Origin of the sequence: Dyadobacter koreensis, from assembly GCF_900108855.1 — a bacterium.
GTDB lineage: Bacteria > Bacteroidota > Bacteroidia > Cytophagales > Spirosomataceae > Dyadobacter > Dyadobacter koreensis.
The window spans coordinates 868,231-883,263 of sequence record NZ_FNXY01000002.1 but is presented as its reverse complement, the minus strand read 5'-3'; the positions used below and the strand labels follow the sequence as shown (position 1 = coordinate 883,263).

The following is a 15,033-nucleotide window of genomic DNA, read 5'->3' as shown; positions in this document are numbered from 1 at the left end:
TTATAAATTTGACAAAGATGAAAACAGCATATAAAAAAATTGTCAGGATATCATTTATCGGGCTCCTGGCAGGTACAGCCGGCAGCCTGTTCAACAGCTGCACAGGCGATTTCGAAGAAATCAATACCAGCAAAATTGCACTTACGTCATTAAGCCCGACGGATTTGCCTTATTTATTCGCCAGAGCTCAGCAACAGGCCTCTTATTCAGCGGGTACTTATCAAACAGCGCAAAATCTTTTTGCTGATTTGTATGCCCAATACTATGCAACAACAACGCCCAATTTCCAGTCTGACCGTTACTTCATGCACAGAACGTGGATCAATTCTCACTGGAACCCAATTTATACACAGGTAGTCCCACAGCTGAAAACACTTATTGAAAACACGGAGGCAACTTCATCTGAAAATGCGATTGCCAACATATGGTGGGTTTTTTCTTTTCACCGGTTAACAGATTATTATGGACCAGTACCTTACTTTGATGCTGGCAATCCTGCCAACAGTGTTAAGTATGATGCCCAGGATGTAATTTACGATGACTTCTTCAAACGACTGGCCGCTGCCTCAAATGTTTTAAAAGATAAAACTGCGGAAACTCCATTTGGCAATTTTGATCTGATTTATGCCGGAAATGTTTCCAAATGGATAAAGTTTGCCAACACCCTCCGCTTGCGACTTGCACTGCGTATTTCAAAAGTTGATCCGGCAAGAGCCAAGACAGAAGCAGAAGCAGCGATTGCTGGCGGTTTGCTGACAGACGTTGCAGATAATGCTTTGATGACCAAAACAACTGTCGATAACAATGGGTTGGCAACGATCGCAGGCTGGGGCGAATTTAGAATGAGTGCTTCCATGGAATCGGTACTCAAGGGCTACGATGATCCACGCATTGGTATTTTCTTTCAGCCTGCTTTTAATACCAAAACGTACGAAGGATTGCGAAACGGTTTAGGATCTGCGGAGTTGATTCAGGAGCTTAATACCAATGATAACAATTCCAATATCGGCACGCGATGGATTTTAAATACTGGTGGCGGGTCTTCATGGAACAGGCAACTCGCTGCTCCGCAAGACATTATGCATACTGCGGAAGCCTATTTTCTTCTTGCAGAAGCTGCTTTAAACGGCTGGCAAGCTGGCACGGGAACTGCTCAAAGTTATTACGAGAAAGGGATTGAAGCTTCCATGGCAGGTTGGGGCATTACCGGCGCTGCTGTTACTACCTACATTTCCAGCACCAAAACACCTGTTGCACCGGCTGACCAGCAAAATTCTCCTGCATTGTCAAATATTCCAGTAAAATGGGGAGCTACAGAAGCAGTTCAACGCGAGCAAATCGCAACACAAAAATGGCTTGCCTTGTATCCTGACGGGATGGAGGCATGGGCAGAATATAGAAGAACCCTTTTCCCAAAACTTTATCCTGTGGTAAATTCGGTAAACGCGGATATTCCAACAACTTCTCACCCAAGAAGAATCCCGTTTTTACTTTTGGAAGAACAGTCTAATACAGAAGCAGTTAAAACAGCTATCGGGTTATTAAATGGCCCGGATAAAGCAAGTACGCCACTTTGGTGGGATAAAAACTAATTCTCGAAAGTTTCGAAGTGCCTCCTGGATCAGAATTTCCGGAGGCACTTTCTATTCCCACAGCAATCAAAACAAAAAATCATAATAAACCTCAATTACCAAACATTATTCTCCTATTCAGGAAAATTGAAAAAATTTAATCTCCCCAAATAGAGTATCGACACACTTTTTCTGCATCCTTTCTCTGTTATTCTGTCAAACGCGCTGTTGACAAACCTTTATCACTCTTATCAAGTCCTGTTACATTATGATAAACCGTAGAGATTTAATTAAACATTTATCCACTTTTCCTTTGTTAGGCGGATTCCTGGGGCAAGAAAGTATGGAATCGATTGGCTTCACGGCCAAGCTTCCGGCCCGGAATCTGGCAAAGGAATTAGGAATCCGCACATTTATTAATGCCGCGGGTACCTACACATTTATGACCGGTTCTCTGATGCAGGACGAAGTAGTTGAAGTGATTCAGGGAGCAGCGAAAGATTTTATGATACTGGACGAAGTTCAGACAAAAGTTGGTGAAAAAATTGCCGCGCTCACACACGCGGAAGCTGCTGTGGTTACCGCCGGTTGCTTTTCTGCTTTAACATTAGGGCTTGCCGGAGTTCTGACAGGAATGGACCAGAAGAAAGTGGAAGCACTTCCACATCTGGAAGGTACCGGAATGAAGTCTGAAGTAATTATTCAAAAAGGTCACAGCATCGGATACTCGCACGCCTTGACAAACACAGGCGTGAAGATGGTAGAAATTGAAACGCTGGAAGAGCTTGAAAAAGCGATTAGTGAGAAAACAGCATTGATGTGGTTTCTGCATATTCAGTCGGATAAAGGCCAGATCATGCATGAAAAGTGGATCGAAGTAGCTAAAAAACACGGAATCCCAACAATGATCGATATGGCCGCAGATGTTCCGCCAGTTGAAAATCTATGGAGGTTCAATGATCTTGGATTTGACCTTGTTTGCGTTTCAGGCGGTAAAGCGATGCGCGGACCACAAAGCGCGGGAATTCTGATGGGTAAAAAACATTTGATCGAAGCAGCAAGATTAAGTATGCCTCCACGTGGCTCAACGATCGGACGAGGTATGAAAGTAAACAAGGAGGAAATTCTGGGCATGTATGTGGCACTTGACAATTTCGTCAAAATGGATCACAAAAAAGAGTGGAAAATGTGGGAGGACCGCGCTTCGCTAATTGCCAACGCTGCAAAAAGTGTGAAAGGTGTGAACGTTGAAACTTTTGCTCCGGAACTTGGGAACCATACGCCGACACTGAGAATTTCGTGGGATGCTGCAAAGGTAAATCTGCCCGTTAAAATGTTACAGGAAAGTCTTCGAAATGGCAATCCTTCAATTGAAATTATGCCAGGTGAAAATAATACGCTGACAATCACAACCTGGATGCTGAAACCAGGAGAAGAAAAAATCGTTGCTACACGATTGAAAGAAGAATTGTCGAAAGCAGCTGTTTAAAGCATTTCGACCGAAATAGTATTCCTAAACCCAATTCCTAATAAAAATGAAGTTCAAATCCATCATACTCTTTTGTCTGGTATGCCTGAACAGTTTTGTTGTAAGTGCTCAGACTTACACGTTGCTGATCAAAGGCGGAACAGTGATCGATCCTAAAAATAACCTGAATCAATTAATGGATGTTGGGATTGTCGATGGAAAAATCAGAAAGATTGCAAAGGATATTGACTCCAGAGAAGCAAAAAAGGTAGTAAATGCCAAGGGAATGTACGTAACGCCAGGCCTCATTGATATCCATGGCCATGTTTTTTTCGGCACCCAGCCCGACCATTATCTGAGCAATGGCCTGCTGGCATTGCCGCCTGACGGATTCACTTTTCGTGTAGGTGTGACCACGATCGTGGATGCTGGCGGCGCCGGCTGGGAATCTTTCCCTGAATTTAAAAAGAATGTTATCATGAGTTCACAAACCCGTGTTTTATCTTTTCTGAATATTGTAGGACAAGGAATGCGGGGTGGAAATTATGAACAGGATACGAGCGATATGGATTCCAAAATGGCCGCAGCTGTCGCGATCAAAAATAAAAATGATATTGTCGGCTTCAAAGTTGCACATTTTATGGGACCAGACTGGACACCTATCAAACGGGTCGTCGAAGCGGGAACTTTGGCAAATATGCCGGTTATGATTGATTTCGGAGGCAATAATCCTCCCCTGTCGCTTGAAACACTATTCACTAAATATCTTCGCCCGGGTGATATCTTCACGCACGCCTATACCTTGCTGGACGGCAATACCAGAGAAACCATCGTGGATGAAAAAACTCAGAAAGTAAAACAGTTTGCTCTGGATGCACGAAAAAAAGGAATCATTTTTGATGTCGGTTACGGAGGAGCAAGTTTTAATTATTCTCAGGCAATTCCGGCAGTTAAGAGCGGATTTTATCCAAATACGATCAGCACAGATCTTCATACCGGTAGCATGAACGGCTCTATGAAAGATATGCTGAGCATCATGTCGAAATTCCTGGTGATGGGAATTGATCTTCCAACCATTATTAAAGAAAGCACCTGGGCACCCGCGCAGGTTATAAAAAGAGAAAATCTTGGTCACATTTCTGAAAATGCGATCGCAGATGTCGCTATATTTTCCATGCGGGAAGGAAATTTCGGCTTTTATGACAAAACTGGCTATAAAATGGAAGGCAAGCAGAAACTGGAATGTGAGATGACCATTAAGGGCGGGAAGATTGTTTATGATTTAAACGGTATAGCTTTGCCAACCGCCGCGAAATAACGCAATTTCAATTCAACCAATTAATTAAATTAAATAGTTTCTGCATGAAAAAGACCTACAAATCCTTTTTTCTGGTTCCGGTTTTAACGGCCTGCTGTGCTTTGGGCACCTTTGTTTCAAACGCCCAAACGGTTACTGATTATGAAGCACGGATCAAAGAAAAAAACATTAAGCTGATCAAACCTGTTGCACCGATCGCGAATTACGTAAAGGCTGTCCAGGTTGGAAATTTGGTATACTTGTCCGGCCACGGACCAGACAAACCGGAAGGCGGACAAATAATTGGCAAAGTGGGAAGCGACCTGACGATTGAACAAGGAAAAGAAGCAGCCCGCCTCACCGGGATTTCATTGATCTCTACCTTGAAAGGATTTCTTGGAGGCGATTTGAATAAAGTGAAAAGGGTTGTCAAATTATTGGGTATGGTGAATTGCGGCCCGGAATTTGGCCAGCAACCAATGGTTATCAACGGCTGTTCTGATCTTTTGGTTGAAATATTCGGCGAAAATGGAAAACATGCGCGCTCGGCTGTAGGCATGGGTTCTTTGCCTAATAATATTGCCGTGGAGATCGAAATGATCGTTGAGTTAAAATAAAACTATACCATCCTGACCTTTAACCTTTAAAAACATCACCATTTCTTTTCGACATTCCTAAACCCGTCGATTATGAATTTAAAACTGGTTTCTTCGTTAATCGTTATTTTTTTTACCGGATTTGTTTCCCGACCCGAATCAGAAGTTATAAATACAAAAAACGGCGGTCTGTTTTTGCCGGAAGGATTTGAAGCAACAGTCGTTGTGGACAGCCTTCCCGGAAGAGCCCGCCACATCGCCGTTAACGACAACGGCGATATTTATGTAAAAGCAAGATTCGCGGACAAGAACGAATCGGTCATTGCGCTTCGTGATACTAATAATGATGGCCGCGCAGATATTATCAAACGCTTTGGCGGCTCAGCAAAAGAGCGTGGCTATGGTACCGGAATGCGCATTCATAATGGTTATTTGTATTTTAGTTCTGAACTGATTGTCTACCGCTTTAAACTTACTGCGGGAGAACTTGTTCCCCAAAGTCAGCAGGAAGTGATTCTTACTGATGATCACACCCACGGCATGCATGAGCACATTGCAAAGCCGCTTTCATTTGATAATAAGGGGAATATGTATGTCCCTTTTGGCGCGCCTTCCAATGCCTGCGAAGAACTTTTCCGTATGCCAAATTCTACCGGAATGACGCCTTGCCCATTTCTGGAAGACCACGGTGGCGTGTGGCGTTTTGATGCCAATAAATTAAACCAGACGCAGAAAGATGGATATAAATTCGCGACCGGTATCCGTAGCGTAGTAGCGATGGATTGGAATAAAAACGATGATAATCTATATCTCGTTCAGCATGGCAGAGACGATTTATTACGGTTATGGGCAGGAATTTATTCGCCCTGGCAAAGCGCTGTTTTACCTGCGGAAGAATTTGTCAGGGTCAAAGATGGAAGCAACGTAGGCTGGCCCTATTGTTATTTTGACCAGATCCAGCAGAAAAAAGTGCTCGGACCAGAATATGGCGGGGATGGAAAAACTGTGGGTGATTGTGATAAGTACGAAAAGCCGCTCATGGGTTTTCCAGGCCACTGGGCTCCCAATGACCTTCTTTTTTATCAGGGAAACCAGTTCCCGGAACGTTACAGAAACGGCGCTTTTATTTCTTTTCATGGTTCTACAAACCGCGCACCATATCCGCAATCGAGTTATATCATCGGATTTATTCCTTTTAAAGACGGACAGCCTTCCGGCGGCTGGGACATTTTCGCTGATGGTTTTGCAGGAGTAGATCCAATCGTGAATACCAGTGACGCTGCATACCGGCCCATGGGAATCGCGATGGGGCCGGACGGATCTTTATATTTTGCTGAAACGGAAAAAGGAAAAATCTGGAAGATCACATATAAAGGCGATAAGAAATCTTTCTCTGATAACGCTCTTGCGAAGATGGAGAAAAGAAAATCGATGTCCCATATCAGAACGCCGGATCTCGTAAACGACAATCTGGATAAAGACAAACCTGTTGCCGGGGGGAAAGTTTATAGTGTGTATTGTGCCGCTTGCCACCAGAGAAATGGTCAGGGCGATTCGCAAAGATTCCCTCCGCTTGCCGGTTCGGAATGGGTAAATGGTGAGAAGAAAAAATTAATAGAAATTATGCTGAAAGGTTTGGACGGCCCCATTGAAGTAAAGGGCAAACCGTATAACAACATTATGCCGTCACACAGTTTTTTAGCCAATGAGGAAATCGCGCAAGTGCTGACCTTTATAAGACAAAGCTTTGGAAATAATGCCTCAGCCGTCGACAGTATTGAGATAAAAAAGGCCCGGCAGCATTTCAAATTATAAGAAAATACTTTCCTAAATCCGTAAATAAGTCCTTAAATGATGTTAAACAAAAAAATAGCCGCATGCTTTTTAATTACTGCTGGGGCCGGCTTCGTCAGCCTGTCATCGTTTACCGGAAATCATCATCCGGTATTAACACACGCCCAGGAGCGATGGACCGCCCCGCAATGGGCAGATACGCTGAAAAGTCCTTACCATGATGAGCCGCTTACGCTGGCAAATGGAGAAGAACTTTTCGGACTATACTGTGCTTCCTGCCATGGAGAAAGTGGTTACGGAGACGGAGCCGCCGGTGGCGCGCTGGGACAAAAACCCGCTAATTTTCATGATTCTCTGGTAAAAAAACAAAGTAATGGTTCCTTGTTCTGGAAGATATCCAACGGCAACGGAAATATGCCTCCCTTTCAGGACGTTTTCACCGCCGAACAAAGATGGCAGCTTGTTGCTTACCTCAGAAAATTGTCAGCTACCGAATAATCCTTTCTTAACCAACCATGAAAAATTTACTAAATTCTTTTCGCAAAGAAAAAATTATAGCGTTTGGTTTGCTGGCTTTTCCCTGCCTCGTACTGGCACAGGGAAGCAGAGACCAGCCCACGCTTACACCGAAGGCATTACGTGACGATATCAAAGTCGAGCATTTTATGAAAGTAGAGCCGGAGGCAGTTCGATTGATCGTCAATCCGGTCAGCGGTGATATGTATTATTCAAGTTTTGAAGGTGACGTTTATCACGTTGTCAACAAAGATGGCCAGCCAATGAGTGTTAAAATCCTGACTGCTGCAGATCATGGAATAACGCGTCTGCAGGGTGCGGCTTTTCATAAAAACACACTTTTCCTGGCCGGAAATATCAATGTAAATAATAATAAAGGCAACAAAGGAAGAATGGTTCGTTATGAAATTCTTCCAAACGATGCAAAACCTGAAATGACGGTTGTTTTTAATACGGTAGAATATGGTGCAAATAAAACGACTTTCGACCATGGCTGGAATGCCCTGGAAATAAGTCCCGATGGAAAATATATCATGGTCAACTCCGGTGCACGAACAGATCATGGTGAAGTTCAGGACAATGGGGGAATTTATCCAAACGCCCGCGACAATGCTTTGACAACGAAAATTTACAGTTTCCCGATCAATTCAAAAGATCTTTTATTAGTAGACGATACCGACAAATTAAAAGAACTTGGTTATATCTACGCTGAGGGAATCAGGAACGCATATGACATGGCTTATGACCAAAAGGGAAATCTTTTTGCCGTTTCAAATTCCGGCGATTATGATCATCCGGAAGATATGTTTTGGGTGCGCAAAGGTCGTCATTACGGTTTCCCCTGGGTAATGGGCGGAATCGATAATCCACAGCAAAATCCGGATTGGCAGCCAAATCCGGAAACAGATCCGTTTCTAAGTAAATTCGCTTTTGCCTGGTTGATGAAATATTTTCACAATGACCCGACATTTCCTAAACGTCCGGCTGGTGTCAGTTTTACACCCGCGGTCCAGAATCTGGGGCCTGATGCGAATGAATATCGCGACCGGAAAACCGGTGTGGTCATGGATGCGGATACAACGGGAGTTACAGTTGGAACTTTCAATGCGCACTCCTCCCCTCTTGCATTAGTTTTTGACATCAAAAAAGGACTTCCCAAAGAATTCAAAGGTGATGGATTTGTGATCAGGTATGCCGGAGGTGGAAAAACAGGTGCCGCCAACCCAAATCCTCTGAAACGCCAGGGAAAAGATTTATTACACCTCCATATGATCTATGACAAAAAAACGGATAATTACAAAGTACAAACAACCCGCATAGTTGATAACTTTACCAGCCCTACCGACGCCGTCATTATCGGGAATTCTTTATACGTGATCGAATATGGAGGAAAACAAGGGGGTAATAAGTCGGGCGGAAGTCTTTGGAAAATTACGATGTCAGGTGATTCCAAAGTAGCAAAAAAGAAATAACCTTTGAATAAATCCTTAACAGAAGCTAATTTTAATAAGATGAAAACAGAAAGAAGATCAATCCTTAAAAAGCTGTTCACTTCGATTGCGGGTGTTGCAGGTTTAGGAACAGTAGCTAGCGCAAAAGAAGACAGCGCGCCGGAAAAAGAAGTTGGAAACATTACAACACTGCAGGACGTACCCTTATTTTCCGGGCATACTAAATTTAACAATATGGTATTTGTTGCCGGGAAAGGCGCCCACTTTGAAGGCGATATTACCGCGCATACCAAACACGTTTTGGACGAACTGGAAAAAGAATTGATCGCAGCCGGCTCATCGATGAGCAAAGTTTTAAAATGCAGCGTGTTTCTTCATGACCTGAACGATTACAAAGCTATGAATGAGGCATATAAAGGTCGTTTTGGAGATAAACCTCCGGTTCGTACAACAGTGGCAGTTTACGGTGGTGTACCCGGAAACTCTCTGGTCGAAATTGACTGTATTGCTTACATTTAGTCTGAAAACCAAATTTCAAAATAAAATCAGATCCTGCTGAATATCTGTCATTTAGGCCATTCAGCAGGATTTTTATGGTTAAATTTCCTTTAATTAAAAATACGTTATTTTGAAGTTCTATAAATAGGCAGTATTATATTTTGGCAAATAATATTTTTTACCTTATAAATTTCATATTTCAATAATTTGACTGTTATTTTACAACAACTTATTAAAGAAGCTACTTGGATAAAAAGCAACGCATCCTTCTGGAAAATGAAATTCTTCTGGATCTCTGGCAGCAATCAAAGGCCGGTGACAGTGTTGCGTTCTGCCGCCTGGCCGACAAACTTTACCGTACGCTTTTTAATTATGCCACCAGTTTTACCAGTGACAAAGAGTATATCAAAGATGCTATTCAGGAATTATTGATACACATCTGGGAAAAACGCCAGACGATCAATATTCAGTTTGTTACGATTTATTTTCTCAAATCTCTTCGCAATCAACTTTTACAGGAGTTTCGTCGCAACAAACATCCTTTTCTTGGTATTGATGAAATTGATGAGATCACGGATAATCAAACGATCGAAACTGAAATCGAGGAAAACGAGACTTACTCGGAAAGCCAGCGCAGAGTTAGGCTTGCAATCAACGAACTTCCAAAACGGCAGAAAGAAGCGATCTTTTTAAAATTTTATGAAGGGCTCGAAAATGAACAGATTGCGGATCTGATGCAGGTCAACAGACAATCTGTTGCAAATTTGTTATTTAAAGCAATCACTACATTAAAAAGCCAGATACCCTTTCTAAGCCACTGGATACTAATTATTTATACGCTTATTTTTTAGTACCGAAGTCTCCGTTTCAAACTACCATCCAGTAGTTTATTTCTCCCTTTTAAAAAAAATCAAAAAATAATTTTACAAAATAGAGTATTGACCAATGATTTCTGCATCCTTAATCTGAATACGCCAAAATACTGCCTGACTTACGATGCGAGATTACAGAAATATACAACCCGAGGAGCTAGCTGTTGACCATTATTTCCGACTCTGGAAACTATCCAATGATACGGATGCCGGCAATTTCTGGAAAAATTGGTTGTCTGAAAATCCTGATCAACAAGATTTGGTCGACAAGGCGACTTATCTGCTTGACACTGTATTTGAGGCATTCGACGGAATTTCCGATGATGAAATTACTAACGAAATCAGTCGTTTGTCGGGAGCTCTTGAACACTCAGAAGAAAAAGAGTCGCCAAGAAGATTGATTTTCCGCCCGGAATGGTATTCAGCGGCTGCTTCCATCATTATGATCCTTGGATTGGGCTGGTGGATCAGCAATAAATATTCTACTTCGAAACAAAATAATCTTTTATACAACCAGATCATAAGCCAGATTAAAGAGCCCCTTTTGAAGGCGACCAACGAAACAAATCGCCCTAAACTGGTTTCTCTTCAGGATGGAAGTACTGTTCTTTTACAACCAAAAAGCAGCATTAGTTATCCTCAGGCATTCAAAGGTGAAAAGAGAGAGGTTTTTTTATCGGGAGAAGCATTTTTTGAAGTTGCTAAAAATCCGGATCAGCCATTTTATGTTTATGCAAACAATTTGGTTACAAAAGTCTTAGGTACAAGTTTTATCATCAGCGCCTTTGAAAATGATAAAGATGTAAAAGTCGCTGTAAAGACAGGGAAAGTATCTGTTTTTGCTCTAACCGACGAAAATATGGAAACGCAGCAGGCTGATAATAAACTGGGTGGGATGATCCTGACGCCAAACCAGCAAATCGTATTTTCTCCTGTTAACCTTCGTTTGACGAGAAGTCTGATTGCCGATCCGGCCTTACTTGAAATGCCTATTCAGAAACAATCTTTTGACTTTAAAGCCACGCCGATAAAAGATGTTTTTGAGGCATTGGAGAAATCTTACGGAGTAAAAATTCTTTTCGATGCGGAGATTATGAAAAATTGTTATCTCACGGCTTCATTGTCAGACGAGCCGCTTTTTGAAAAAGTAGACCTGATATGCCGTACTATCAATGCTCGTTATGAGCAACTTGACGCAAGCATTATCATTTACAGCAAAGGCTGTACTTACCAGAATGAATAACTAGAATTACTGAGCCGGACTGGTTCAACAAATACCTACAAAGGCATCACCGGCAATACCGATTTCAGAAGTAAGAGAATTTTCCAGCGACCTATACTATTATGAACTCTAAATGAAGCTAAGCCTATGATTACAATCTTCGCCTGATTACCACAAAAAAACAAGTCGATGATGCGCCAACATCACCGACCTAAGTCATCCCATTTGTAAGCGCTTTACACCTTCCGCACTGCTGCGGATACCAGGGAATCATTTTGCCGAATTTTTCAACCCGACAAAAACAAAATTATGTCAAAATCAATACATTATCAACACGCTTTGCAGAAAATCATGCGTATGAGTCTGTATCAAGCTTTATTAGCAGTGCTCTTCACTACATTAGTTCACGCAAACACCGTGAACGGACAGCGCGTGCTTGACCAAAAAGTGACCTTACGTTTATCCAATGCCGAAATCGACAAGGTTTTGGATAAAATCGAAAATGTGACGAAGGTTAAATTCATGTATAACCCTCAGATATTTAATAACCAAAAAGGATCTTTCAAATTCCAGGACGAATCGTTGTCAGAAGTACTTGGAAAAATTCTGTCACCATATAACGTAACTTACGAAGTAGTACAAGACCGCATCATCCTGAAGCGTGAGCCTAGTACTACGGAAACAAAACCTTCAACCAAAGACGCTCCAAAAAAGAATATCACAGGTACAGTAACTGATGAAACCGGCTCCGGACTTCCGGGTGTCAGTGTTTTGGTAAAAGGAACACAACGTGGAACTTCTTCAAATGGTGAAGGAAAATATTCGATCGAAATTCCTGATCAGGAACTGGCCACTGCTGTTCTTACTTTCAGCTTTGTAGGTTATACTTCCCAGGACGTTCCTGTTGGTAACAAAACAGACGTTTCTGTTCAGCTGGCTCCGGAAGCAAAAGCACTTAACGAGGTTGTTGTAACGGCTCTTGGTATTTCAAAAGAGAAAAAAGCACTTGCTTATGCCGTGACAGAAGTTAAGGGTAGCGAGTTTACACAAGCACGTGAGAACAACGTTGCAAACGCATTGACAGGTAAAATTGCCGGTGTTAACGCAACAGGTATGTCTACAGGCCCGGGTGGATCGAGCCGCATCATCATTCGTGGTAACGGTTCGTTGAGTGGAAACAACCAGCCCTTGTATGTAATCAATGGTATGCCGATGGACAATAGCGTGCCGGGTGGTGGAAATGCATCAAACGGTGAAGGAAACAATACTGACCGTGGCGATGGTATTGGTGGTATTAACCCTGACGATATCGAATCAATCAGCGTTTTGAAAGGCGGACCAGCTGCCGCTTTGTATGGAGCGCGTGCTTCTAACGGTGTGATTTTGATCACTACGAAAAAAGGTAGAGCACAAAAAGGAGTTGGAGTTGAATTCAACAGCAACTTCTCGACAGAAAGCCTTTCGATTATTCCTGACTGGCAATATGAATACGGACAAGGCTTGGATGGTGTAAAACCAACGACTCTGGATCAGGCTAAAAGTACAGGTCGTCTTTCTTACGGAGCCAGAATGGATGGTTCTCCGGTAATTCAGGTGGATGGTCAGCTTCACCCATATTCGCCTCAAAAAGATAATCTTAAAAACTTCTATAGAACAGGAACGAATTATATTAACTCCATTGCTTTTACGGGCGGTAATGAGGTAGTTAACTTTCGTTTTGGTTTGAACAATACAAAATCAAACAGTATAGTCCCTAATTCTGATTTCACCAGACGCATTGCCAACTTAAATGTTAATGCAAATCTTGGTAAAAAATTAAGCATTGAAACTGTTGTTCAATACAACATCGAAGATGGTCACAACCGTCCAAAAGTTGGCTACGCAGATTACAACCCGCACTGGGCAACGTATTTGATTGCAAACACAGTAGATATCAGAACCCTTGCCCCTGGATACGACGCATCAGGAAAAGAAATCCAGTGGAACCCGGTTCCAGCGGCACCAAACCCTTATATGGTCGTTAATAAATTCAAAAACGACGATAAGAAAAACCGTTTTCTTGGTCAGGCAAATATCCGTTACGACATCCTTGATAATCTGTTCATTAAAGGAAGCGTGAGTCAGGATTATTATAACTTCAAATACGAATTTATTGTACCAACCAACAACGCTTATCAGCCATTGGGTACTTACGAAGCCAGAAATACGACTTCATCGGAGACCAACGGAATGTTAACATTGAACTACAATACCAATTTCTTTGAAAATCTTAGTTTCTCTGCGTTGGTTGGTGGGAACACACAAAGAAGTATTTACGACGAAACGACTTACAGAGGAACGGAGTTTACGATCCCCAACTTTTACAGTTTCACAAACCTTGCCACTTCTACTACTACACCATATTACGCAAAAACGGGTATCAACTCCGTATTTGGATCGGTTGATTTAGGTTACAAAGGATTGGCTTATATTACAATGTCAGGTCGTCAGGACTGGTTCTCGGTTTTGAATACTTCGAGCAACAGCATTTTTTACCCGGCAATCGGTGGAACGTTCATTATTTCTGACGCCTTCAAATTGCCGCAAGTTGTAAGTTTTGCAAAACTTCGTGCTTCATGGGCACAAGTGGGTGGTGCTACTGTGGATCCGTACATTATCTATCAGAGCTACGCAATGGCTCAGGGAGGACATAACGGAAGACCGGTTCAGCAGTTGAACTCTTCCCTGGTTCCAAACCCAAATTTGAGACCGTTAACATCAACTACATACGAAGCAGGTCTTGAAGCGAGATTCTTCAACAATCAGTTAGGTTTAGATGTGACTCTTTATAACCGTAAAACGACAGACGACATCGTAAAAAGTGATATCGCTGCAAGCTCCGGATATACCCAGGCACTGTTGAACGTCGGTGAATTGAGCAACAAAGGAATTGAACTTTTGGTAACTGCTACGCCTGTTAAAAAAGCAAACTTCTCATGGGATGTAAGCTACAACATGGCTTATAACAAAAGTGAGATCATCCAGCTTGCTGATAACCTGCCAACGCTGACCGTTGGAACCGGAGTTGGCGGAGGGGTTATCAATAATAAAGTAGGTGGATCTTATGGGGAAGTTTGGGGATACAAGAAAAAAACGGACAACCAGGGGAACGTTGTATACAACACGGCCAGCGGATATGCAGTGCGTGGTGATCTTGAAAAACTGGGAAGAGGTATCCCTCCATTGACGATGGGTATCACCAACACATTCCGTTACAAAAACTTCTCGTTGAACATTTTGGTAGATGGCAAATTCGGAAGCGTTGTTTACTCCAACATGTACCAGTATGCATACCGTTTCGGTTTGCCAAAAGAAACACTTCCAGGTCGTGAAACTGGTTTGACTGTAACCGGCGTGACGCCGGAAGGGGCCCCATTCTCTAAAACATGGAAAAAGGAAGAAGTTGATACATATTACGACAATGACAAGAATTACACGTCCATGTTTACGTTCAACAACGACTTCATCAAACTTCGTCAGGTTATTTTCAGCTATAACCTGCCTGTTAACAAAATCTCGTTCCTGAAACTTCAATCTGCTTCTGTTTCACTTGTTGGTCGTAACCTGCTGCTTCTTTACAAGGATAAGAAAAACAACTATTTCGATCCTGAATCAAGCTATACAAATGGTAACGCGCAAGGCCTTGAAGCCTTCGGTGTGCCAAGAACAAGAAATCTTGGTGTGAACCTGACAGTGAAATTTTAATCAT

11 protein-coding genes are annotated in these 15,033 nt (G+C 42.4%); all 11 read left to right on the top strand.

Features of this window, described 5'->3' with window-relative positions; all coding sequences use genetic code 11:
- The first annotated feature begins 17 nt into the window (after positions 1-17).
- The 11 genes from BMY70_RS08245 (at position 18) to BMY70_RS08195 (ending at position 15,029) form a co-directional block, all read left to right on the top strand.
- Positions 18-1,592: a SusD/RagB family nutrient-binding outer membrane lipoprotein gene (locus BMY70_RS08245; RefSeq protein ID WP_090334467.1), complete on the top strand. Its 1,575-nt coding sequence runs from the start codon at positions 18-20 to the stop codon at positions 1,590-1,592.
- 247 nt (positions 1,593-1,839) lie between these two features.
- Entirely contained in the window at positions 1,840-3,060 is a 1,221-nt protein-coding gene (locus BMY70_RS08240; RefSeq protein WP_090334465.1) for an aminotransferase class V-fold PLP-dependent enzyme, read from the top strand.
- A 46-nt stretch (positions 3,061-3,106) separates the two neighbouring features.
- On the top strand, positions 3,107-4,357 hold the full coding sequence (locus tag BMY70_RS08235; protein ID WP_090334463.1) for an amidohydrolase/deacetylase family metallohydrolase: 1,251 nt from the start codon (positions 3,107-3,109) through the stop codon (positions 4,355-4,357).
- Positions 4,358-4,401: 44 nt separating this feature from the next.
- Entirely contained in the window at positions 4,402-4,953 is a 552-nt protein-coding gene (locus tag BMY70_RS08230; RefSeq protein WP_090334460.1) for a RidA family protein, read from the top strand.
- A 72-nt stretch (positions 4,954-5,025) separates the two neighbouring features.
- Positions 5,026-6,747, top strand: a complete 1,722-nt coding sequence (locus BMY70_RS08225) for a PQQ-dependent sugar dehydrogenase (protein ID WP_090334457.1) — start codon at positions 5,026-5,028, stop codon at positions 6,745-6,747.
- Positions 6,748-6,783: 36 nt separating this feature from the next.
- A complete protein-coding gene (locus BMY70_RS08220; protein ID WP_090334454.1) occupies positions 6,784-7,224 on the top strand; it encodes a c-type cytochrome in 441 nt (146 codons plus the stop codon).
- 17 nt (positions 7,225-7,241) lie between these two features.
- Positions 7,242-8,714, top strand: a complete 1,473-nt coding sequence (locus BMY70_RS08215) for a PQQ-dependent sugar dehydrogenase (RefSeq protein WP_229209521.1) — start codon at positions 7,242-7,244, stop codon at positions 8,712-8,714.
- A 39-nt stretch (positions 8,715-8,753) separates the two neighbouring features.
- Positions 8,754-9,212, top strand: coding sequence for a RidA family protein (locus BMY70_RS08210; RefSeq protein ID WP_090334451.1), 459 nt, complete (start codon positions 8,754-8,756; stop codon positions 9,210-9,212).
- A 224-nt stretch (positions 9,213-9,436) separates the two neighbouring features.
- The gene (locus BMY70_RS08205; RefSeq protein ID WP_090334449.1) at positions 9,437-10,042 is read left to right on the top strand and encodes an RNA polymerase sigma factor; all 606 of its coding nucleotides are present in this window, start codon (positions 9,437-9,439) and stop codon (positions 10,040-10,042) included.
- A 145-nt stretch (positions 10,043-10,187) separates the two neighbouring features.
- Positions 10,188-11,306: a FecR family protein gene (locus BMY70_RS08200; protein ID WP_090334446.1), complete on the top strand. Its 1,119-nt coding sequence runs from the start codon at positions 10,188-10,190 to the stop codon at positions 11,304-11,306.
- 288 nt (positions 11,307-11,594) lie between these two features.
- On the top strand, positions 11,595-15,029 hold the full coding sequence (locus BMY70_RS08195) for a SusC/RagA family TonB-linked outer membrane protein (protein WP_090334444.1): 3,435 nt from the start codon (positions 11,595-11,597) through the stop codon (positions 15,027-15,029).
- Positions 15,030-15,033: the final 4 nt, after the last annotated feature.

Excerpts from the sequence above, each read along its gene's own strand:
- BMY70_RS08225 (WP_090334457.1), top strand. The coding sequence starts at position 5,026 with ATGAATTTAAAACTGGTTTCTTCGTTAATCGTTATTTTTTTTACCGGA.
- BMY70_RS08215 (WP_229209521.1), top strand. The coding sequence starts at position 7,242 with ATGAAAAATTTACTAAATTCTTTTCGCAAAGAAAAAATTATAGCGTTT.
- BMY70_RS08220 (WP_090334454.1), top strand. The coding sequence starts at position 6,784 with ATGATGTTAAACAAAAAAATAGCCGCATGCTTTTTAATTACTGCTGGG.
- BMY70_RS08240 (WP_090334465.1), top strand. The coding sequence starts at position 1,840 with ATGATAAACCGTAGAGATTTAATTAAACATTTATCCACTTTTCCTTTG.
- BMY70_RS08230 (WP_090334460.1), top strand. The coding sequence starts at position 4,402 with ATGAAAAAGACCTACAAATCCTTTTTTCTGGTTCCGGTTTTAACGGCC.
- BMY70_RS08200 (WP_090334446.1), top strand. The coding sequence starts at position 10,188 with ATGCGAGATTACAGAAATATACAACCCGAGGAGCTAGCTGTTGACCAT.
- BMY70_RS08195 (WP_090334444.1), top strand. The coding sequence starts at position 11,595 with ATGTCAAAATCAATACATTATCAACACGCTTTGCAGAAAATCATGCGT.
- BMY70_RS08245 (WP_090334467.1), top strand. The coding sequence starts at position 18 with ATGAAAACAGCATATAAAAAAATTGTCAGGATATCATTTATCGGGCTC.
- BMY70_RS08235 (WP_090334463.1), top strand. The coding sequence starts at position 3,107 with ATGAAGTTCAAATCCATCATACTCTTTTGTCTGGTATGCCTGAACAGT.
- BMY70_RS08210 (WP_090334451.1), top strand. The coding sequence starts at position 8,754 with ATGAAAACAGAAAGAAGATCAATCCTTAAAAAGCTGTTCACTTCGATT.